Raw genomic sequence first — 23118 nt, 5'->3', positions numbered from 1 at the left:
TATCCGGCAATAAACCCGTTAATACAGCTTATTTTCCCGCATAAACGACTCACCGCCTAGCTGGCGCATTTGGCGCATAATCCACGCCTGACGGCTACGTACATAACCAGAAGGCGCATTCGCTTTAAAACGCAAAGGATTGGGTAATACCGCCGCCAGCAAGGCCGCTTCAGACAGACTCAGCCGACTGGCTGGCTTATGGAAATAGCGCTGCGCCGCTGCCTCCACGCCGAAAACCCCATCACCAAACTCAGCAATATTCAGGTAAACGGTCAGAATACGCTTCTTGCTCCAAACGGTTTCCATACCCAGCGTTAGCCCGGCTTCGAGACCTTTACGCACCCAGCTACGTCCATCCCACAGAAAGAGGTTTTTTGCCGTCTGTTGCGATAACGTCGACGCCCCGCGAATACGGTTTTCATTACGTTCGTTGTGCGCCAGCGCTTTCTCTATGGCGGAAACATCGAATCCCCAGTGCTCGGGAAACTTCTGGTCCTCCGCGGCGATCACCGCCAGTCCCATCCACGGTGAGATCTCATCCATGCTCACCCAGTCTGAGTGCGCCACATAACCGAAATCACCGGACAGCCATGCGCTCAGTTGCCGCTCGACCATCACGGCAGAGAAAGGGACTGGCATCACGCTGAAAAGTGCGATGCCCCCGCCCCAAAATACGGCGAGGACAACGACCGCCCGCAGAAAGATACGTCGCAGAAAGGCGGTAACTCCTTTTCTCATTCAGCCAGCACCAGCACACGTGATACCAGTTTATCGATACCACTCGCGGCCTGAGCGATGTCCTGCGCCAGCATATAGGCGGGAGTGGTGACGATTTTGTTGTCTTCATCAACGACAATGTCATCAACCGGACAAGGCACATGTTCTGCGCCCATCTCTTCCAGCACCTCTGCCGTATCAATATCAGTACCGATAGTCAGACGCAGCGGAAAGTCAAAAATTTTAGGTAACATTGCAGGCGCAATGCACATAAATCCCAGCGGCTTACCCGCCTGATGCATAGCCACCGCCAGCGCAGCTAAGTCGCTATCAACCCGGCTCTCACTTCCCTGGCTGGCAAAATTGCTCAGATTTTTGGCCGCGCCAAACCCGCCTGGCACAATCAACGCATCCAGTTCCGTTGAGACTGCCTGAGCAAGTGGGCGAATATCACCGCGTGTTATACGGGCGGCTTCAATCAGCACATTACGCGTTTCCTGCATCGGCTCACCGGTCAGATGATTAATCACATCCGCTTGTTGTTTATCCGGTGCGAAACAGACGGCCTGAGCGCCGTTGCGGGCAATCGCCAGAAGCGTGAGAACAGTTTCATGGATCTCTGCGCCGTCATACACGCCGCATCCGCTGAGCACTACACCCACTTTTTTCATCGTGATACTCCTTTCTCAACTGGCTGAAACATATTAGTTATTATGATTTAAATGCTACGCTTCACACATTTAACTGATTCATGTAACAAATTATTTAAGATTTGCTATCTTAACTGCGTGCGGCCTGAAAATTAGGGCTGCGCCCTTGTAAACAATGATAATAATTTACGGCGCAGCCACGATTTCCCTGGTGTTGGCGCAGTATTCGCGCACCCCGGTCAAGCCGGGGTCATTTTTTTTCCACGCTCGCCACCCAGGCCTTCAATACCGCCACGTCGTGCTGCCACTCCTGCTTCATCTCTTCAATCCATTCAGCAACATTATCTTCCCAGGCTGGAAGATCTGGCGACTGGATTTGCTGACCTAACTGTTGCAGGTGGCGCAGCCCCACGGAACCTGCCGCGCCTTTAATTTTATGGCCTTCCTCAACAACGCCTTTTTTATCCCGTGCGGTCAGATTGGACTCCAGCACGCTCAAATATCCCGGCATCATCTTCTCAAACACCGCCAGCCCGTCGGTTATTAACTTCGGTCCCACCAGCTCGAGGTATTGTTCCAACATAGGAATATCTAACAGCGCTTGCGATTTACTGCTCTCTTCAGATGTCACAGTGCTCTCCTCTTTGTTTCGGGTATCCCAGTATTTTTTGATCATGGCGGTTAACGCCGGAACCGACAGCGGCTTACTCAGCACGTCGTCCATTCCCGCGTCCAGATACTCTTTTTTATCTTTCAGAACGTTGGCGGTAAGCGCAACCAGCGGCGGCAGGTCCTCACGGGCGTATTTTTGCGTCAGCTCGCGCGAGATATCCAGACCGGTCATATCCGGTAGCTGAATATCCAGCAGCACCAGGTCATATTCGCCCGGCGTGAACATTTCCAGCGCGGCTTTCCCGGTCATGGCGACATCCACGCTGTTGCCCAGTTTTTCCAGCACTGAACGCGCGACAATAACGTTCAGTTCGATATCTTCCACCAGCAGCACATTCAGGGCTGGCAGCGGCATGTCGTCGTCTTCAAAGGCGTCTTCAATCTCTTCCGCTACCGCAGGCGCATGCACGGTCAGCGTAAAGATGGAGCCTTTGCCAGCCTGGCTGGAGACCGTAATATCACCGCCCATGTTTTTCGCCAGACGCTTCGATACGGCCAGTCCAATCCCGGTTCCCGTTGCCGGTTTGCCGCCATTGCTGTCCTTCACCTGATAATACATGGCGAAGATTTTATCTTGCTCATCCTGCGGAATACCGATCCCGGAATCTTCAACTTCGAAATGCAGTATATTCCCCTGGTCATAGCGCGCCCGCACGGTTACCTGCCCCTGCTGGGTAAACTTCACGGCGTTGCTGATCAGATTCCACAGAATCTGGCGCAAACGCGTGCCGTCGGTAATGACCTTATGCGGCAGTGGTAACGTCGGCTCAAGTACAAAACGCAGCCCTTTTTGCTGCGCCTGCAGGCCAGAGAGGTTTTCCAGATCCGCCATAAAGCTGGTGAAATCGATCGGCTGGTTATCGAGCTGAACTTTACGTCGCTCCATTTTATCCATGTCGATAATATCGTTGAAAATATTCCCCAGCGTCACGGCAGAGACGTGGATTGTTTTCAGGTATTTTTCCTGCTCAGCGGTCAGATCCGTATCCAGCAGGATCCGGCTTAAGCCGACAATGCCGTTAAGCGGAGTGCGCAGTTCGTGGCTGATGGTAGAAATGAAGGTGGTCTTATCGCGGCTGGCGCGCTCTAACGCGTCCTGATAACGCTTACGCTCGGTAATATCGCGCCCAAAACCCATCAGACCATGCCGCTTACCTACGCGGTCATAGTAAGGCACTTTGCGAATTTCAAAGCAGGCTTTGCGCCCGTCCGGATAGTCCAGCCACTGTTCGTAGGTGAGTGAGACGTTATGACGGAACACCTTCTCGTCGGTTTCAATGACCTTTTCTGCCGCCTCAGGGGAGTAAACATCAGCCGGTTTTAAATTCACCAACTGCTTTTCGCTCTTGCCGGTCAGCAGTTCCATGGCACGGTTACAGCCGGAAAATTCTTTATCTTCATTACGATAAAAAACCAGATCCGGCGAGGCATCAAGGAAAGAGCGTAAAAAGGAAGACTGCTGCTCAAGCTGAATCTGCGCTTCTTCGCGCTCTTTGATTTCAACCTTCAACTGCTCGAACGTATCCTGGCGCTCCGCTTCGGCTTTTTCGCGCTCAACAATTTCCTGATTAAGCTGGGCAATATTATCTTTCAACTGCACATTGAGCTTGAGATCGCGCTCGCGCATCTCTTCCAGCTTTTGTACCAGTCGTGACAAGCGTTGCCGGGACTCTTCCAGTTGCTCCACCACCACTGACAGAAAATAGACGGCCCAGGGGGTAATTAACAGACCAAAAAAGATAGAGCGGATAACATCAATGCTTTCTACCTGGCCATGCAGCACCATGGTGACAGCCATCTGCACCACAATCGCCAACACGACCAGCGCCAGCGCCAATAACAGCGAAAAGCGCACCAGACCCAATTTCATCATCAGGTCGACGTAATATTGCGCCAGCATACGGATTTGCTTCATAGAGGGTTCCTTCACGACAACTTGGCACAATAATACTCAATTCTCAGCGTGACGTTGAAGATTGTGCAAGAAATGCGGAGGTTATCGGTGAAATGACCGAGGAGAGATTCAACGTGGGCCTGATAAGCGTAGCGTCATCAGGCAAGCAGGCGCAGATTGCCGGATGGTTAGCTCCCAGGCTGAATCCACGGAGTGCCAAGCGCAGAGCCTTGAACACCATGAGCATTGAGATAGCGATCCAGTTCGACCATCCCGGTCCAGCGGTTTTCACACCATAGCGGAGCCAACAGCATTGGGCGACGCGCGCTGGCAGAGATTCGATGATAAATCACCTCTGGCGGCGTATGGCGGATCATCTCCCCGGCGGTAACCGTGTAGTCATCCAGTTCAATTCCGTGCAGACGTCCGGCTTCCCAGGCCTTTGCCATCGTACTGCCTTTCACAATATGCAGCGGATGCAGCTTAATACCGTCAACGCCCGTCTCCACCACACGTTCCATGGTTTGCAGACAGTCTGCCTGTCCTTCTCCCGGCAGGCCAACAATCAGGTGTGAGCACACTTTCAGCCCGCGCTCGCGCGCCAGCCGCGTGGTGTTCTGATAGCAGGCAAAATCATGGCCGCGGTTAATCCGGTGCAGAGTTTTGTCATGCGCAGTTTGCAGACCGAGCTCCAGCCATACCTCATAGCCGAGGTCTTTATACTCACAAAGCAGATCGAGTACCGCATCCGGCACGCAGTCGGGGCGCGTCCCAACGCATAACCCAACGATGTTGGCCTGGCTGACCGCCTGTTGATACATCGAACGCAGCACCTGTACTTCCGCGAAGGTGCTGGTATAAGCCTGGAAATAGGCCAGATAGCGTCTGGCGCGATTGACCAACTGCGCCTGATGCTCAAGCTGCTCGGCAATTGAATGGTGCTGCTGTGCTTCATCGGCAAACGAGGCGACATTACAGAAAGTACATCCGCCGCGTCCGATGGTGCCATCACGGTTTGGACAGCTAAATCCGCCGTGCAGCGTGAGTTTATGAACCTTTTGCCCATAACGGCGAGAAAGATCCCCACCAAACATATTGACTAATTTCTGTAACTGCATAATCTGGTAGACCGCGCCTTGAAAAGAGGCCAAAGCCTGCCATTTTTTGCCCCAGTCGGCGATGACCTGGATCAATCGCCCTGGCGAGCCTTTATTTATTGCATAACAAATCAAAATAATCGAAATTCCATTCACTCAAAATATAATTACTTTTCCTTATATCCAGCTGTTTTTTTTATCTTCTTATACTCTCAGCGTAAAAACAGTATCTTTAAGACGCTAAAACTCTAAAAACCAGCATAAAATGCCAAGTATATCGATAAACAAAGGGAGGACGAGAGATATCCGGCCTCTCTTACAGTGAGACAGATCACACTTCCCAGGGCATCCTCCTCAGGTTATATCAATGTATAAAACCCTTTTATTTCAATATTTTCATAAAGTTAATTACCCGATAGCACATTTTTGCATAAATAAGATTGCCATTTGACCTGTGTGTGGATTCCCGATAACTTGGAAATCCGCTGGAAGCTTTCTGGATGAGCAGTCTGCTCATCATATTTATGCAGTAATTGAGATTCCCTCTGAAGCAAGTCCTCAAACTTGTTTGACCTGTGCGAAAAGGATAAAGAGGGCGAATGCGAGGTAAGCGTATGACACGCAAACCCCGTCGCCATGCTCTTGGTGTGCCCGTGCGCAACGGTCCAGATGGGAATCCCGCAGAGCCTGGGGAGGTTCACTGATATGTTGTACGATAAATCCCTTGAGAGGGATAACTGTGGTTTCGGCCTGATCGCCCACATAGAAGGCGAACCTAGCCACAAGGTAGTGCGTACCGCCATACACGCACTGGCCCGCATGCAGCACCGTGGCGCAATTCTTGCCGATGGAAAAACCGGCGATGGTTGCGGCCTGCTGTTACAAAAACCTGACCGCTTTTTCCGCATCGTAGCGCAAGAGCGCGGCTGGCGTTTAGCTAAAAACTACGCCGTCGGCATGATCTTTTTAAATAAAGACGCTGAGCTGGCAGCGGCTTCCCGTCGCATTGTAGAAGAAGAATTACAGCAGGAGACCCTGTCGATTGTCGGCTGGCGCGACGTGCCGACTAACGAAGGTGTTCTCGGTGAAATTGCGCTCTCCTCCCTGCCTCGTATCGAGCAAATTTTTGTTAATGCCCCTGCGGGCTGGCGTCCGCGTGATATGGAGCGTCGCCTGTTCATCGCGCGCCGTCGTATCGAAAAACGCCTCCAGGAAGATAAAGACTTCTATGTCTGTAGCTTGTCGAACCTGGTCAATATCTATAAAGGTCTGTGTATGCCGGCGGATCTGCCGCGCTTTTACCTGGACCTGGCGGACCTGCGTCTGGAATCGGCCATCTGCCTGTTCCACCAGCGCTTCTCCACCAACACCGTACCACGCTGGCCGCTGGCGCAACCGTTTCGCTACCTGGCGCACAATGGTGAAATCAACACCATCACCGGCAACCGCCAGTGGGCGCGCGCCCGTACCTATAAATTCCAGACGCCGCTGATCCCTGATCTGCACGACGCCGCACCGTTCGTTAACGAAACCGGCTCCGACTCCAGCTCAATGGATAACATGCTGGAACTGCTGCTGGCTGGCGGGATGGATATCATCCGCGCCATGCGTTTACTGGTGCCGCCGGCCTGGCAGAACAACCCGGATATGGACCCGGAGCTGCGCGCGTTCTTCGACTTTAACTCCATGCACATGGAGCCGTGGGATGGTCCGGCGGGTATCGTTATGTCCGACGGTCGCTTTGCCGCCTGTAACCTTGACCGCAACGGCCTGCGTCCGGCGCGCTACGTCATCACCAAAGACAAGCTGATTACCTGCGCTTCTGAAGTCGGGATCTGGGATTATCAGCCGGATGAAGTGGTTGAGAAAGGTCGCGTCGGCCCTGGGGAGCTGATGGTTATCGATACCCGCAGCGGGCGCATTCTGCATTCGGCTGAAACCGATGACGATCTGAAAAGCCGCCACCCCTACAAAGAGTGGATGGAGAAGAACGTCCGCCGTCTGGTGCCTTTCGAAGACCTGGCTGACGATCAGGTCGGCAGCCGTGAACTGGACGATGACACCCTCGCCAGCTACCAGAAACAGTTTAACTACAGCGCTGAAGAGCTGGATTCCGTTATCCGCGTGCTCGGTGAAAATGGTCAGGAAGCGGTCGGTTCAATGGGTGATGATACCCCGTTTGCCGTGCTCTCCAGCCAGCCGCGCATCATTTATGACTACTTCCGCCAGCAGTTTGCCCAGGTCACCAACCCGCCGATCGACCCGCTGCGTGAAGCGCACGTCATGTCGCTGGCCACCAGCATCGGTCGTGAGATGAACGTCTTCTGCGAAGCCGAAGGTCAGGCGCACCGTCTGAGCTTTAAGTCGCCGATCCTGCTGTACTCCGATTTCACCCAGCTCACCACCATGAAAGAGGAGCATTATCGCGCTGACCGACTGGATATCACCTTCGACGTGACTGAAACCACGCTCGAAGAGACCGTCAAAGCATTGTGCGATAAGGCTGAACAGATGGTGCGTAACGGCACGGTGCTGCTGGTGCTCTCTGACCGTAATATCGCAAAAAACCGCTTGCCGGTTCCGGCACCGATGGCCGTTGGCGCAGTACAAACACGTCTGGTAGAACAAAGCCTGCGTTGCGATGCCAACATCATCGTTGAAACCGCCAGCGCCCGTGACCCGCACCATTTTGCCGTTCTGCTCGGTTTTGGCGCGACGGCCATTTATCCGTATCTGGCGTATGAAACGCTGGGACGTCTGATCGACACTCAGGCGATTGCCAAAGATTACCGGACCGTGATGCTGAACTACCGTAATGGCATCAACAAGGGTCTGTACAAAATCATGTCCAAAATGGGCATCTCGACCATCGCCTCTTACCGCTGCTCGAAGCTGTTTGAAGCCGTTGGTCTGCACGATGATGTTGTGGCTTTATGCTTCCAGGGCGTGGTCAGTCGCATCAGCGGCGCGGGTTTTACCGACTTCCAGCAGGATCTGCTGAACCTCTCCAAACATGCCTGGCTGGCGCGTAAGCCTATCAGCCAGGGCGGTTTGCTGAAGTACGTCCACGGCGGCGAATACCACGCCTACAACCCGGACGTGGTGCGCACGCTGCAACAGGCAGTACAAAGCGGCGAGTACAGCGACTATCAGGAATATGCAAAGCTGGTCAATGAGCGTCCGGCGGCCACGCTGCGCGATCTGCTGGCGATTACACCTGGCGATGAAGCCGTAAGCATTAGCGAAGTAGAACCCGCAACCGAACTGTTTAAACGCTTTGATACCGCAGCGATGTCTATCGGGGCATTAAGCCCGGAAGCACACGAGGCGCTGGCCGAAGCCATGAACAGCATCGGCGGTAACTCGAACTCCGGTGAAGGCGGCGAAGATCCGGCGCGCTACGGCACTAACAAGGTGTCGCGCATTAAGCAGGTGGCTTCCGGTCGCTTTGGCGTAACCCCGGCGTACCTGGTCAATGCTGATGTCATTCAGATTAAAGTCGCTCAAGGCGCGAAGCCGGGCGAAGGCGGTCAGTTACCGGGTGATAAAGTCACCCCGTACATCGCCAAACTGCGTTATTCGGTGCCGGGCGTGACGCTGATCTCCCCACCGCCACACCACGATATCTACTCTATCGAGGACTTAGCGCAGCTGATTTTCGACCTGAAACAGGTCAACCCGAAAGCGATGATCTCGGTGAAGCTGGTTTCCGAACCGGGCGTCGGCACTATTGCGACCGGCGTGGCGAAAGCCTACGCGGACCTGATTACGATTGCCGGTTACGACGGCGGTACCGGGGCAAGTCCGCTCTCCTCAGTGAAATATGCGGGCTGCCCGTGGGAACTCGGTCTGGTGGAAACCCAGCAGGCGCTGGTGGCTAACGGTCTGCGTCACAAGATCCGTCTGCAGGTCGATGGCGGTCTGAAAACCGGCGTCGATATCATTAAAGCGGCAATTTTGGGTGCAGAAAGCTTCGGTTTCGGCACCGGCCCCATGGTTGCGCTGGGCTGTAAATACCTGCGTATTTGCCATCTGAACAACTGCGCAACCGGCGTGGCAACTCAGGATGACAAACTGCGTAAGAACCACTATCACGGCCTGCCGTTCAAAGTGACTAACTACTTTGAATTTATCGCCCGCGAAACCCGCGAGCTGATGGCGCAACTGGGCGTGAAACGTCTGGTGGATCTGATTGGTCGTACCGACCTGCTCAAAGAGCTGGAAGGGTTTACCGCCAAGCAGCAGAAACTGGAGCTGTCTCGTCTGCTGGAAACCGCTGAACCGCATCCAGGTAAAGCGCTGCATTGCACTGAAAACAATCCGCCGTTTGATAACGGCGTGCTGAACGCCCAGCTGTTACAGCAGGCGAAACCGTTTGTCGACGAGCGCCAGAGCAAAACCTTCTGGTTCGATATCCGCAACACCGACCGTTCCGTCGGCGCATCGCTGTCGGGCTATATCGCTCAGACGCATGGCGATCAGGGGCTGGCATCTGACCCGATTAAAGCGCACTTCAGCGGTACCGCAGGCCAGAGCTTCGGCGTGTGGAACGCGGGCGGCGTGGAGCTGTATCTGACAGGCGATGCCAACGACTATGTCGGTAAAGGCATGGCGGGCGGCCTGCTGGCAGTGCGTCCTCCGGTTGGCTCTGCTTTCCGTAGCCATGAGGCGAGCATCATTGGTAACACCTGCCTGTATGGTGCTACCGGTGGCCGCCTGTTTGCTGCGGGTCGTGCGGGTGAGCGTTTTGCGGTGCGTAACTCCGGCGCTATTACCGTGGTTGAAGGTATTGGCGACAACGGCTGTGAATATATGACCGGCGGCATCGTGTGTATTCTCGGCAAAACCGGCGTCAACTTCGGTGCGGGCATGACCGGCGGATTCGCCTACGTGCTCGACGAAGACGGTGAATTCCGCAAACGCGTGAACCCGGAACTGGTAGAAGTACTGAGCGTGGACTCGCTGGCTATTCATGAGGAACACCTGCGCGGTCTGATTACCGAGCACGTACAACATACCGGTTCTTCACACGGCGAAGAGATCCTGGCGAACTGGCCAGCATTCTCGGCGAAATTCGCGCTGGTAAAACCGAAATCCAGTGATGTGAAAGCACTGTTGGGTCACCGTAGTCGTAGCGCAGCAGAGCTGCGTGTGCAGGCGCAGTAAGGGGTAGCAGCAATGAGTCAGAACGTATACCAATTTATCGACCTGCAGCGCGTTGATCCACCGAAGAAACCGCTGAAGATCCGTAAGATCGAATTTATCGAGATCTACGAGCCGTTTTCTGAAGGCCAGGCCAAAGCACAGGCAGATCGCTGTCTTTCCTGCGGCAACCCGTACTGCGAGTGGAAGTGCCCGGTACATAACTACATCCCGAACTGGCTTAAGCTGGCGAATGAGGGACGTATTTTTGAAGCGGCAGAACTGTCGCACCAGACTAACACTCTGCCGGAAGTCTGTGGCCGAGTGTGCCCGCAGGATCGTCTTTGTGAAGGATCCTGCACGCTAAACGATGAGTTCGGTGCGGTGACTATCGGCAACATAGAGCGCTATATCAACGATAAAGCGTTCGAGATGGGCTGGCGTCCGGATATGACTGGCGTTCGCCAGACGGACAAGCGCGTGGCGATCATCGGTGCAGGTCCGGCGGGCCTGGCCTGTGCTGATGTGCTGACCCGCAACGGCGTGAAGGCGGTGGTATTTGACCGCCACCCGGAAATCGGCGGTCTGCTGACCTTCGGGATCCCGGCATTCAAGCTGGAGAAAGAGGTCATGACCCGTCGCCGTGAAATCTTCACCGGTATGGGCATTGAGTTCAAACTAAACGTGGAAGTGGGCCGCGACGTGCAGCTTAACGATCTGCTGAAGGATTACGATGCCGTGTTCCTTGGCGTAGGTACCTATCAGTCGATGCGCGGTGGGCTGGAAAACGAAGACGCTTCCGGCGTATTTGATGCCCTGCCGTTCCTGATCGCCAATACCAAACAGTTGATGGGATTTGGCGAAAGCAGTGACGAGCCGTACATCAGCATGGAAGGCAAACGCGTCGTTGTTCTCGGCGGTGGCGATACCGCGATGGACTGCGTGCGGACCTCGGTTCGCCAGAACGCGGCACACGTAATCTGCGCCTATCGCCGCGACGAAGAGAACATGCCGGGTTCCAAACGCGAGGTGAAAAACGCGCGTGAAGAAGGCGTCGAGTTCCAGTTCAACGTCCAGCCTTTAGGCGTGGAAGTGAATGCCAACGGTAAAGTGTGCGGCGTGAAAATGGCGCGCACCGAAATGGGCGAACCGGATGCGAAGGGTCGTCGCCGCGCGGAGATCGTCGCCGGTTCCGAGCACGTTGTTCCAGCTGATGCGGTGGTACTGGCGTTTGGCTTCCGCCCGCACAGTATGGAGTGGCTGAAAGAGCACAGCGTCGAGCTGGATTCTCAGGGCCGTATTATTGCTCCGGAACGCAGCGATAACGCCTTCCAGACCAGCAACCCAAAAATCTTCGCTGGTGGCGACATCGTGCGTGGTTCGGATCTTGTAGTCACCGCGATTGCCGAAGGTCGTAAAGCGGCAGACGGTATCCTGAACTACCTGGAAGTGTAAGTAAGCGTCTTCTGGCATCTCATCTTCAAACGCTGATGAGATGCCAGATTCCTCGCAATACCCCTGCCCCCTCCCCTCTATCAACACCGTGAAAGAGAACTAAAAAAACATACGGAAACGTTTGCTTTATTCTGAGAACTGTATATTATGCGGCGGATTTTTTGGGCAAAATTCATGGAGGCGTTGTGTCGCAGGACAACAATTATAGCCAGGGCCCCGTCCCTCTGGCGGCGCGGAAGGGCGTGATTCCACTAACGTTTGTCATGTTGGGACTCACATTTTTTTCCGCCAGTATGTGGACCGGTGGCACACTCGGTACCGGTCTTTCCTATAATGATTTCTTCCTTGCAGTTCTCTTCGGTAATCTTCTCCTCGGTATTTACACTGCATTTCTCGGTTTTATCGGCGCAAAAACAGGGCTCTCAACCCACCTTCTGGCACGTTACTCATTTGGTTTGAAAGGTTCATGGCTTCCCTCACTGCTCTTAGGCGGTACACAGGTAGGCTGGTTTGGCGTTGGTGTGGCCATGTTTGCTATCCCGGTTGGCAAAGCGACGGGGATTGACGTCAATGTTCTGATTGCGGTTTCCGGTCTGTTGATGACCCTGACTATCTTTTTTGGCATCTCGGCGCTGACCGTTTTATCTATCATCGCCGTACCTGCCATCGTCGTTCTTGGCAGCTACTCCGTCTGGCTGGCGGTGAGCGATGTTGGCGGTTTAGACCATTTAAAAGCGATAGTGCCGCAGACACCGCTGAATTTCTCAACCGCACTGGCGCTGGTGGTCGGCTCATTTATCAGCGCAGGCACGTTAACCGCCGACTTTGTCCGCTTTGGCCGCAACGCCAAAGGTGCGGTACTGATTGCCATGGTGGCATTTTTCCTTGGCAACTCGTTGATGTTTATCTTCGGCGCTGCGGGTGCCGCCGCTGTTGGACAGGCGGACATCTCTGACGTGATGATTGCTCAGGGCCTGCTGCTGCCCGCGATTGTGGTGCTCGGCCTGAATATCTGGACCACCAACGACAATGCGCTCTACGCTTCAGGTTTGGGATTTGCCAATATTACCGGCCTTTCCAGCCGTTCGCTGTCGGTGGCTAACGGTATTATCGGCACACTGTGCGCACTGTGGCTTTACAATAACTTTGTCGGTTGGCTGACATTTTTGTCGGCAGCGATTCCTCCAATTGGTGGAGTGATTATCGCCGACTATCTGCTGAACCATCGCCGATATGCCGACTTCAGCAAAGCACAATTTATTTCCGTAAACTGGATAGCTATCCTGTCCGTTGCACTGGGCATTGCCGCCGGTCACTATATTCCCGGTATTGTACCCGTCAACGCCGTACTCGGCGGCGTATTCAGCTATATCCTGCTGAACCCACTTTTCAATCGCAGCCTTGCTAAATCACCAGAGGTCAGCCATGCAGAATAATAACATCACCATTCGTCAGGCGCGTTTACAGGGACGCGAAGGATTGTGGCAGCTCACGGTTGAAAACGGACGCTTCAGCCGAATTGAGGCTCAGGACGCCGCTACGTTGCCGCAGGGGGAAGTGCTTGATGCCGAAGGTGGCCTGGCAATCCCACCGTTCGTAGAGCCACATATCCACCTGGATACCACGCAAACCGCGGGGGAGCCGAGCTGGAACCAGTCTGGTACGTTATTTGAAGGCATTGAGCGCTGGGCCGAACGTAAGGCAATGCTCACTCACGATGACGTGAAAGCGCGCGCCATGCAGACTCTTAAGTGGCAGATGGCCAACGGCATCCAGTATGTCCGCACTCACGTTGATGTTTCCGACCCAACGCTGACCGCGCTGAAAGCCATGCTGGAGGTGAAGCAAGAAGTCGCTCCGTGGGTAGAGCTACAGATTGTCGCGTTCCCGCAAGAGGGCATTCTTTCTTATCCCAACGGTGAAGCGTTATTAGAGGAAGCCGTGCGTTTGGGGGCCGACGTCATTGGCGCTATCCCCCACTTTGAATTTACGCGTGAATATGGCGTGGAGTCGTTGCACAAAATTTTCGCCCTCGCGCAAAAATACGACAGACTTATCGACGTGCACTGTGACGAAATTGACGATGAGCAATCACGCTTTGTTGAAACCGTCGCGGCGCTGGCCCATCGCGACAATATGGGCGAGCGCGTGACCGCCAGCCATACTACGGCAATGCACTCCTATAACGGCGCGTATGCTTCCCGTCTTTTCCGCCTGTTGAAAATGTCCGGCATTAACTTTGTCGCGAATCCACTGGTGAATATTCACCTGCAAGGGCGCTTTGACACGTATCCTAAACGCCGCGGCGTTACACGCGTCAAAGAGATGCTGGAGGCAGAGATCAACGTCTGCTTCGGCCATGATGACGTCTTCGATCCGTGGTATCCGCTGGGCACCGCGAATATGCTGCAGGTACTGCACATGGGGTTACATGTGTGTCAGCTGATGGGATACGGACAAATTAACGATGGCCTGAATCTGATCACCACCCACAGCGCGAAAACCCTGCACCTGCAGGACTACGGTCTGAGCGTGGGGAATTCCGCGAACCTGGTGATTTTACCGGCAGAGAATGGGTTTGACGCGGTTCGTCGCCAGACGCCTGCACGTTATTCCATTCGTCACGGGCGAATCATTGCCGAGACTGTGCCGAGCCAAACGACGCTGCATCTGACGCAGCCGGAAGCGGTGACGTTTAAGCGCTAGGTTGTAATATCCGGTGTCGGATGGCGCAAGCCTTGCCATCCGACACCGTCACTCTCATCGTCAGGTGTGTAATAAACTGGCGCGCACCTTGATCACCACCTTTTTGATGTCCATCGGAGCCTGTACCACGCAGCCCGGCTTATGCGGCTCGCCCGGCATAAAAATCACAAATCTTCCCGGCTTCAGTACCATCGCCTGCTCATCGGCAATCTGGCTACACAGCTGATAATCATCCTCAACGAGCATCTCTTCGCACTGACGAGCAGAATCAGTCATCCCGAACAGAATGCGTTCTTCACCGGATAACAGCACCTGAATATCAATGTATTCCCTGTGCAGTTCCGCTTTCTTTTGCTCTGGGCTCTGCGTTGCAAATTGCATAACATTCATAAAAATATTATCGCCCTGCAACTCGTAGCGCCCTGGCGTTTTCTCCTGCGGATTCGCCGCAACAGCCAGCGTTAACGCCTGCTGCAAAACCGGATGTAATCCGGCAGAAGGCAATGAACGCAACTCATCTGACATCATAATCAATCTCCCTGGGCCAACAGCGCGGCCCCCAGTAATCCAGCGTCATGACGGTAATGCGCCGCCCGTAACTCTACGTGGTAAGCCGAAGGTTCTTGTGCCAGATAGTTCTCCACCAGCGCCAGATACCCTTCTGCCAGCCCCACGCTGCCGCCAATCACCACAATCTGGCAATCGATCGTGGCCTTCACATCGGCGACAAGCCTTGCCAAAGTACGTGCCGAACGATGGATCAACCGACTGGCCTGCTCATCACCCTGCCCGGCGCGGCTAAAAATGGTTTTGGCGTCGCATCCAGCAAGCGCGCCTTCGGCAGCCGCCGCGATCCCACGACCGGAAGCGATCGCCTCGACACAACCCACACGCCCGCAACCGCACACCGGCCCATGCGGATCAGCCAGCGTATGTCCCAGGTGCCCGGCCAGACCGCCAATCCCGGTCAGCAGCTTCCCATCACTTACCACCCCGCCGCCTACACCGGTGGAGACGGTGATAAACACCATATCGCGGTACTCGCCGCCAAGCGCATGATACTCAGCCCACGCCGCGGCCTGCGCGTCATTGACTGCCAGCGTCGGCAAAGCGGTGAGATCTTCTAGCGTTTGCACCAGAGGAAAATGCAGCAGCCCGCCGAGGTTGTGCGGGTTCAGCGCCAGTAGAGAACCGTCGCGGATAATCCCCGTTGAGGCGATCGCCACCCGCGTTGCCTGCCCCTGTAGCGACGCAACCAGTGCTTGTAACGCGGCACGCAGAGCATCCGGTGTTTTGCTGGCGGGCGTCGGCAATTCATGATGCTCTTGAATTTGCAGGCTGCTGTCTACCAGTGCGACAGCCAGTTTGGTGCCGCCAATATCAATCGACAGCGTGGTCATAGCACCGCCTTTTTAAGCGCTGTGTTGTACCACTGGCAAATGTGCTCCAGCCGGGTAATGGCTGAGCCGACTGTCACCGCCCATGCGCCATGACGCATCGCCTCAGCGGCCTGCGCTGGCGTGTTGTAACGTCCTTCAGCAATCACCCGACAACCCGCGTCGCTTAAAGACTTCACCAGAGCCAGATCCGGTTCTTCGGGCGTTTCTGGCGTGGTATAACCAGAAAGGGTAGTGCCAATGATTTCGGCACCGAGTTTCTGGCAGGCCATGCCATCCGCCATGGACGAACAGTCAGCCATCGCAAGGCGTTGGTAATGATGAATACGTGCCAGTAAGGTTTCTACAGGTACCGGACGTACGCGATCGGTACCGTCGATGGCGATGATGTCAGCGCCTGCCTGCGCCAGCGCATCAACATCCTCCAGATATGCGGTGATGCGGACCGGAGAGTCATCAAGGTCACGTTTGAGAATGCCGATAATCGGCACCGAAACTACCGCCCTGGTCGCTTTCAGGTTTTCCACCCCTTCAATGCGTAACGCCACCGCGCCAGCCTGTTCCGCGGCCAGCGCCATCGCCGCAACAATTTCCGGTTTATCTAACGGGCTGTCAGGAACAGGCTGGCAGGAGACAATCAGCCCGCCGTTCGCGGCAATCTTGATATCCAGTTGTTCAAGTAACGACATGCTTATTCCCTTATGACTATTGCCCGGTGCAGGACCGGGCAAACGGATTAACTTTTGGATTTCACCATGGTGCTTTTGTCACCGCCGAACGGCACGGCCCCGCTAAACGGTTTGCCATCAATGGCATCATGCGTACGCAATGCTTCAGGCCGCAGCCAGCGCTGTACGCGAGACGGCATATCGAGACCAATCAGCAGGATCACCACAAATGTCAGGCCGAAAGAGAGCGATCCCAACGCGGTGCCCAGATCCAGTCGTTGGGCAATCAGCGCACCGATGATCGGTGCCAGCGCCCCGCCCAGTGCACCCACGTTGTAGGTGAAGCCCAGACCCGCCGCACGCTGGTCGGTATCGAAATAGCCGCCAATCAGTTTGGGTAAGATCCCGGAGATCCCCTGACCGAGCATTTGCTGGAAAAACAGCAGTAAACCCAGTACCCAGACGTTTGAGCCGCCAATCGCAAATACTGGAATAATCAGCAACTGCGAAGCCAGCAGACTGCAGACATAGGCCTTACGCGTGCCCAGCCAGTCGCCAAGAAAACCACCGACGCAACAACCGACCGCCGCGCCAAAGCCGCTAAAGAAGAGCACCCTGGCGACAGTGGAAGGGTCATACAGCAATTCGGTTTTCAGATAGGTTGGCAGCAGCGCCTGAATCGGCCATGAGTAAAGGAAGGCAAACAGCACAACCACCATCAGCATGACGCCCGTCGGCCAGCGTTTCCCGCTGCTTTGCACCATAAAACTAATGAAGATAAACGCGCATATCAGGCCAAGGACCGCCACGATAGCCGCATTTTGCAGGTTGCCTGCAAAGCAGAACCACAGCGCGGTTGCGGCGGCGAGAGTCATCACAATATTAATAACCCGATGTTCGCCCCGGTAGAGAATGTCCACCATCGTGCGTACCGGCGCTTTGCCTTCGTGTTTCTCTTTCCAGTCTTCCGCTTCCGGAATATTTTTACGCAGCCAGAGGGCGAAGATAATCGGCAAAATGCCGATGAAGAACAGCGCGCGCCATCCCCAGACCGGGACCACCAGGCTGTAGACCTGCGCGGCGATCACTGCGCCTACAGAGAAGCCGGAAATCAGGAAGCCGCTGGCTTTGTTTCGCAGGTGCCTGGGCCAGCTTTCAATAACATAAGTTGCGCTGGAGCCGTACTCACCAGCCATCCCCATACCGATAACCAGGCGGGCGATAAACATGGTGGTGTAGCCCGGCGCGAATCCGCAGGCCAGCGTCCCCACAGAGAACAGAATGATACTGGTGACCATCGCCAGGCGGCGTCCATAACGGTCTCCCATCGCGCCCAGCATTAACCCGCCAAACCAGCGGGAGATAAAAGCGGCCGAGATCAGACTGGCCGCCTGCACCGTCGTCAGTCCGAATTCGCCTTGTACTTCCGTCAGCACAAGGGCGATTAATACAAAATCAAAACCATCAAGCAAATATCCCAGCCAGGCGGCGGAAAATGCCCGCCATTGCGCCCGATTGAGATGGCGATACCACGGGATGCTCTGGGTAGAAGTACTCATTTTACTCTCCCGACGATCTTTATTTTCGTTGTGGTGCCGGATGGCGGATTCGCCTTATCCGGCCTACGAGTCTTGTTTTTGCAGGCCGGATAAGCATTGTGCTATCCGGCGTCCGATCAGTCGCGTTCCAGCATTAATTGCTGGGCCAGCGCTTTCAGTTCCGGCAGATATTGTTCATCTACCGGGGCAAATGGTTTACGGCACAGCGGAACAGAAACCACGTCCATATAGTGCAATACCGTCTTCAGGCCGCGGAACACGCCAACCTTAATGAGCAGATCGATAACCTTATTGCACTCGGTTTGCAGCTTTTGCGCCGTCCGGATGTCGCCTTCTTTGAGCGCTTTCACAATTCCCTGATAACGCCATCCCATAATGTTGTAAGTGCTACCGATACCGCCATCAGCGCCCGCCAGCAGACCAGAAGCGAAGATCTCGTCATAACCGTTATAAAGCACCAGATCGGGGTGAGCGCGGCGGATCTGTTCCATCTGATAGAGATCGCCTGAGGTTTGCTTCAGCGCGCCAACGCCCGGCAACGTCACCAGCGTGTTGATCTGATCCAGCGTCAGTTTTACGCCGCTCAGCGCCGGGATGTTATAGACCACCATCGGCAAGCCATCAGCGGAATCAATAATTGCGCGGTAGTGATTGCAGTGCTCTTCAAAACTGAACGGATAGTAAAACGGTGTGACGGCTGAAACCGCATCAAAGCCGTAGCGATGCGCGGCACTCGCCAGCTGTTGGCTCTCTTCGGTACTCACTGTGCCAACGTGAGCGATCAGCGTCACCTTGCCTTTCGCTTCTTCGGCAACAATTTCCAGTACCTGCTCTCTCTCAACGCGGTTTTGGACAAATGCCTCACCCGTAGACCCACCGACATACAGCCCGTCGATCCCTTGCCCAATGTTGAAACGCACCAGGCGGCGCAGGCTCTCAATGTCCAGTCGCTGTTGGCTATCGAATGGGGTTAACAACGCTGGCATTACGCCTTTTAAATCTCTTGCCATAGCTACCTCTGATGATGATTAGTGTTATCTGACTGCATACCTTTATACCTGTTATACCAGATCAAATAAGCAGCAATACAATACAGAACGCTTATAGTGCGATCTGCCTCACTAAACGATCGTCAGGATCGCGATTACTTACGCAATTTTTTACTTTTGCTAAAGGCGTGCCAGGTAGCGGAAACGCTGTTGAGATGTTCTTGCAGTGCGCGGTCAGCTTCCTCAGGGTCGCGCTGACGAATCGCGTCGACAATAGCGATATGCTGCTGATAACTCACGTTATTGTGCTCATACAACTCTTGGTCGGCTACGGTCGGACGGGCGGCAATTAGCCAGTCTAACAGCGCAACATGGATAGCCATAAAGATGGGATTGCCCGGGATCTCCGCCAGTATGCGGTGAAAATCAACGTCCGAGCGAATGAACAGCGTATTGTCATCGAGCGACTCGCTGTTGATCTCCAGTGCTTTCGCCAGTCTGTCGATTTGCTCATCCGTCGCATGTTCTGCGGCGTATCGTACCAGGCTGGATTCAAAGAACAGTCGCAGCTGTTCGAAGTGGGCAATACCGCCGGGATGCGCGAGGAAATCTTTCGCCATACCGGACAGCTCGCTGATAATGGTATCAGCTGAAGGACGCGAAACGCGGGCGCGCTCGCCATTGTTGATTTGCACCAGACCTTTGCGTTTTAACGCTGCCAGCGCTTCTCGTACAGAAGGACGGCCCACGTTAAAGAAGGCCATCAGCTCCCGCTCAGACGGCAACTGTTCGCCCTCGCCAAATTCCCGACGACGAATCATCTGCTCCAGTTCTTCTTCAACCATTTCAGACAGCTTTTTACGCGCCAGCGGGCGGCTGCGTAAGCTACGGCCAATGGTGGATGGAGAGTCTTCAGCTTGCGAATCAAATGCGTTCATAGGGCCCATTCAGCTAAGTCGTGGTGACAAATAACAGCGGGTTTATCCTAACACAGGATCGAAAGCAGGGTGAAATGATGGTCAATCAGACTGTCGGGCTTATTGGCGGTCTAACGCATCCGGATATTTTGTTACGCTAAAACATTCAGCTTATCTTTAATTGAAAACAATCATATTCGCTTCGTGAAATTTATGAATATGAACGTGATAAATTATCATAACCATCTATTTTATAACGATAAATAATTTAAACATCGAATTAAAAATAAGATATTCACTCCATAAAAATCGCCCGAAAAAATATAACATCCGTTTGGACAACAGCGTTATTACCGGATTTATCTTCTTCTCTGGCATGGAGTGAAACAATGTTCGGCATCATTATCTCTGTCATCGTTTTATTAACGATGGGTTACCTGATCCTCAAAAACTACAAACCGCAGGTAGTGCTGGCAGCCGCGGGGATCTTCCTGATGATCTGCGGCGTCTGGCTAGGCTACGGTGCGCTGGTCGCTAACGACAAGAGCAGCGGCTATCTACTGGTCGATATTTACAACGAAATTCTGCGTATGCTTTCCAATCGGGCGGCCGGACTAGGGTTATCAATCATGGCGGTAGGTGGTTATGCCCGTTATATGGACAGGATGGGGGCCAGCAGAGCGATGGTTAGCCTGTTAAGCCGCCCGCTTAAGCTAATCCGCTCACCCTATGTTGTTCTTGCCGCCACCTATGTGATTGGTCAGATCATGGCGCAGTTCATCACCAGCGCTTCCGGGTTAGGCATGCTGCTGATGGTGACGCTGTTCCCGACGCTGGTCAGTCTTGGCGTGAGCCGTTTATCCGCGGTGGCGGTCATTGCCACTTCAATGTCAATTGAATGGGGCATTCTGGAAACCAACTCTATTTTTGCCGCGCAGGTGGCGGGCATGAAAATCGCTACCTACTTCTTTCACTATCAGTTACCCGTCGCATCGTGCGTTATCGTCGCCGTCGCTATTGCACATTTTTTCGTTCAGCGGCAGTTTGATAAAAAAGCATTCCCGGAAAGCAACGGATTCGCTGAACAAAAGACGCTGGAAAACGTGCCACCTCTCTATTACGCCATTCTACCCGTCATGCCGCTGCTTCTGATGTTGGGCTCGCTTGCCCTGGCACATATGGGGTTAATGAAAACAGAGCTGAATCTGGTGGTGGTCATGCTGATGAGCATGACGCTGACGATGTTTGTCGAGTTCCTGCATAAACATAATCTGCGCGAAACGATGGATGACGTGCAGGCCTTCTTTGACGGCATGGGAACCCAGTTTGCCAACGTTGTCACGCTGGTGGTCGCCGGTGAGATCTTTGCGAAAGGGTTGACGACTATCGGGACTGTCGACGCTGTAATAAAAGGTGCAGAGCATTCCGGCCTTGGCGGTATCGGCGTGATGATCATCATGGCCGTGGTCATTGCCGCCTGTGCGATTGTCATGGGGTCAGGTAACGCGCCGTTTATGTCTTTTGCCAGCCTGATTCCAGATATTGCCGCCGGACTACATATTCCTGCGGTAGTGATGATTATGCCGATGCATTTTGCTACTACGCTGGCCCGGGCGGTATCCCCCATTACAGCGGTCATTGTGGTGACATCAGGTATTGCGGGCGTATCGCCCTTTGAAGTGGTAAAACGTACGGCCATCCCGATGGCAGTGGGATTTGTGGTCAATATGATAGTCACCATCACGCTGTTTTACTGATCCCGAAGGCAGAAAACAGAACAGGCCCCAAAGGGCCTGTTTTTTATTTCACTACGCGTAGCGCTGGACGCCCACCGCGAGGCGGCGGCGGAGTGTCATCCGGATCGTTGTCGTCGCCATTGTCAGGCTTATCGCCATCAATGACCGACATGACCGTTTCACTCTCAAAACCAGGTGCGTCGTTGTCGTCATCATTTAAGCTGGCGACATCTTCGTCGTAGGCGGCTTCCGGCTCGAACATAGTACCGGCGCCATTTTCACGAGCATAAATTGCCAGAACTGCCGCCAGCGGTACAGAAACCTGACGCGGCACACCACCGAAGCGCGCGTTAAAGCGCACTTCATCGTTAGCCAGTTCCAGGTTACCCACCGCACGCGGTGCGATATTCAGAACAATTTGCCCATCACGCGCATATTCCATAGGAACCTGCACGTCCTGAAGCGTCACATCCACCACCAGGTGCGGCGTAAGCTGGTTGTCTAACAACCACTCATAGAATGCGCGCAGCAGATACGGACGGCGTGGTGTTAGCTGTGGCAAATCCATACAGGTTAACCCCGGCCCAGACGCATTTCACGTTCAGGCTCAGTCAGAGAAGCCAGGAAAGAATCACGTTCAAAGACGCGAGTCATGTACCCTTTCAGTTCTTTCGAACCTGCACCGTTGAATTCAATGCCCAGCTGCGGTAAACGCCACAGCAGCGGCGCCAGGTAGCAGTCTACCAGGCTGAACTCGTCGCTCAGGAAGTAAGGTTTCTGGCCAAATACTGGTGCAATTGCCAGCAGTTCTTCGCGCAGACGCTTACGCGCGACTTCGGCTTCAGAAGCAGAACCGTTCACGATGACGTTCATCAGCGTGTACCAGTCTTTTTCAATACGCTGCATGTACAGGCGGCTTTCACCACGCGCAACCGGGTAAACCGGCATCAGCGGCGGATGCGGGAAGCGCTCATCCAGGTATTCCATAATGATGCGAGATTCCCACAGGGTCAGCTCACGATCCACCAGTGTCGGTACGCTCTGATTCGGGTTGAGGTCGATCAGATCCTGCGGTGGATTGTCCTTCTCCACATGCTCAATCTCGAAACTAACACCTTTCTCAGCCAGCACAATGCGGACCTGATGGCTATAGATGTCAGTAGGACCAGAAAACAGCGTCATTACCGAACGTTTGTTGGCAGCGACAGCCATGAAAACCTCCAGGTATATTCAGAATTTTTACTGCTACCAGCCACTAAGTGGCCAGCCAGAAGTGATGTCACCCATATTCGGGAAAGCCATTACTGTTCAAAATACAAACAAAAAATGAACGATACCGGACATTTGGGCAGAAAATTGGATGATAGTTTACCAGATTTTGTGACCTTTGTGGTGAGTCGATTCTTGAAATGGGGAAAAAGAGGTGGCAATCAGCGGATTACCGTGGTTATACGGAGAGCAGTAACGATAAAAAAACCCGCCGAAGCGGGTTTTTTCGCAAATTGTTGTCTGCCGAAGC

Annotated in this window: 17 protein-coding genes; 5 read left to right on the top strand and 12 right to left on the bottom strand. The window is 54.0% G+C overall.

The features are described 5' to 3' along the window. Nucleotides 1-18: 18 nt before the first annotated feature. The 4 genes from mtgA to mnmL all read right to left on the bottom strand — a co-directional run bounded on the left by mtgA (nucleotide 19) and on the right by mnmL (nucleotide 5051). Entirely contained in the window at nucleotides 19-738 is a 720-nt protein-coding gene (gene mtgA, locus OGV75_RS02525) for a monofunctional biosynthetic peptidoglycan transglycosylase (RefSeq protein ID WP_016157575.1), read from the bottom strand. After that, a complete protein-coding gene (gene elbB, locus OGV75_RS02520; protein ID WP_049040921.1) occupies nucleotides 735-1388 on the bottom strand; it encodes an isoprenoid biosynthesis glyoxalase ElbB in 654 nt (217 codons plus the stop codon). Before elbB ends, mtgA begins: the two co-directional genes overlap by 4 nt. 229 nt (nucleotides 1389-1617) lie before the next feature. Continuing rightward, nucleotides 1618-3954: an aerobic respiration two-component sensor histidine kinase ArcB gene (gene arcB, locus OGV75_RS02515; protein ID WP_016154693.1), complete on the bottom strand. Its 2337-nt coding sequence runs from the start codon at nucleotides 3952-3954 to the stop codon at nucleotides 1618-1620. Between the two features lie 167 nt (nucleotides 3955-4121). Then, on the bottom strand, nucleotides 4122-5051 hold the full coding sequence (gene mnmL / locus OGV75_RS02510; protein ID WP_137352392.1) for a tRNA modification radical SAM protein MnmL/YtqA: 930 nt from the start codon (nucleotides 5049-5051) through the stop codon (nucleotides 4122-4124). A gap of 684 nt (nucleotides 5052-5735) precedes the next feature. Between mnmL and gltB the strand changes: the two genes are divergently transcribed. The 4 genes from gltB (at nucleotide 5736) to OGV75_RS02490 (ending at nucleotide 14333) form a co-directional block, all read left to right on the top strand. Further along, nucleotides 5736-10196: a glutamate synthase large subunit gene (gene gltB, locus OGV75_RS02505; RefSeq protein ID WP_049040924.1), complete on the top strand. Its 4461-nt coding sequence runs from the start codon at nucleotides 5736-5738 to the stop codon at nucleotides 10194-10196. Nucleotides 10197-10208: 12 nt separating this feature from the next. Continuing rightward, entirely contained in the window at nucleotides 10209-11627 is a 1419-nt protein-coding gene (locus OGV75_RS02500) for a glutamate synthase small subunit (RefSeq protein WP_016154696.1), read from the top strand. 185 nt (nucleotides 11628-11812) lie between these two features. After that, on the top strand, nucleotides 11813-13063 hold the full coding sequence (codB, locus tag OGV75_RS02495) for a cytosine permease (protein WP_016154697.1): 1251 nt from the start codon (nucleotides 11813-11815) through the stop codon (nucleotides 13061-13063). After that, entirely contained in the window at nucleotides 13053-14333 is a 1281-nt protein-coding gene (locus tag OGV75_RS02490; RefSeq protein ID WP_016157577.1) for a cytosine deaminase, read from the top strand. The genes codB and OGV75_RS02490 overlap by 11 nt, the downstream gene beginning before the upstream one ends. Nucleotides 14334-14393: 60 nt before the next feature. On the opposite strand, the gene nanQ is transcribed toward OGV75_RS02490, so the two are convergent. From nanQ to nanR, 6 genes are all read right to left on the bottom strand, one after another. After that, nucleotides 14394-14861 (bottom strand): N-acetylneuraminate anomerase, encoded by a 468-nt coding sequence (gene nanQ, locus OGV75_RS02485; RefSeq protein WP_286480322.1) that lies wholly within the window; start codon nucleotides 14859-14861, stop codon nucleotides 14394-14396. Between the two features lie 2 nt (nucleotides 14862-14863). Further along, complete coding sequence (nanK, locus tag OGV75_RS02480) at nucleotides 14864-15733, bottom strand: N-acetylmannosamine kinase (protein ID WP_286480321.1); 870 nt, start codon at nucleotides 15731-15733, stop codon at nucleotides 14864-14866. Further along, entirely contained in the window at nucleotides 15730-16419 is a 690-nt protein-coding gene (locus OGV75_RS02475; RefSeq protein WP_103284287.1) for an N-acetylmannosamine-6-phosphate 2-epimerase, read from the bottom strand. Before OGV75_RS02475 ends, nanK begins: the two co-directional genes overlap by 4 nt. Nucleotides 16420-16466: 47 nt before the next feature. Beyond that, nucleotides 16467-17957: a sialic acid transporter NanT gene (gene nanT / locus OGV75_RS02470; protein ID WP_016154702.1), complete on the bottom strand. Its 1491-nt coding sequence runs from the start codon at nucleotides 17955-17957 to the stop codon at nucleotides 16467-16469. A gap of 116 nt (nucleotides 17958-18073) precedes the next feature. Continuing rightward, the gene (gene nanA / locus OGV75_RS02465) at nucleotides 18074-18967 is read right to left on the bottom strand and encodes an N-acetylneuraminate lyase (RefSeq protein ID WP_286480319.1); all 894 of its coding nucleotides are present in this window, start codon (nucleotides 18965-18967) and stop codon (nucleotides 18074-18076) included. A 134-nt stretch (nucleotides 18968-19101) separates the two neighbouring features. Further along, entirely contained in the window at nucleotides 19102-19893 is a 792-nt protein-coding gene (gene nanR / locus OGV75_RS02460) for a transcriptional regulator NanR (protein WP_286480318.1), read from the bottom strand. 359 nt (nucleotides 19894-20252) lie between these two features. Between nanR and dcuC the strand changes: the two genes are divergently transcribed. Further along, on the top strand, nucleotides 20253-21620 hold the full coding sequence (dcuC, locus tag OGV75_RS02455; protein WP_016154705.1) for an anaerobic C4-dicarboxylate transporter DcuC: 1368 nt from the start codon (nucleotides 20253-20255) through the stop codon (nucleotides 21618-21620). Between the two features lie 43 nt (nucleotides 21621-21663). Here dcuC and sspB read toward each other — a convergent pair whose 3' ends face one another. Continuing rightward, nucleotides 21664-22167 carry a ClpXP protease specificity-enhancing factor gene (gene sspB / locus OGV75_RS02450; RefSeq protein WP_016154706.1) on the bottom strand — a complete coding sequence of 168 codons (504 nt, stop codon included), beginning with the start codon at nucleotides 22165-22167 and terminating at the stop codon, nucleotides 21664-21666. Nucleotides 22168-22172: 5 nt separating this feature from the next. After that, nucleotides 22173-22811: a stringent starvation protein SspA gene (gene sspA, locus OGV75_RS02445; RefSeq protein WP_003025132.1), complete on the bottom strand. Its 639-nt coding sequence runs from the start codon at nucleotides 22809-22811 to the stop codon at nucleotides 22173-22175. Nucleotides 22812-23118: the final 307 nt, after the last annotated feature.

It is taken from the genome of Citrobacter sp. Cb028, assembly GCF_030336705.1.
Classification (GTDB): domain Bacteria; phylum Pseudomonadota; class Gammaproteobacteria; order Enterobacterales; family Enterobacteriaceae; genus Citrobacter; species Citrobacter braakii.
The sequence above is the reverse complement of the archived record's forward strand: the minus strand, read 5'-3'. Positions and strand labels throughout refer to the sequence as shown.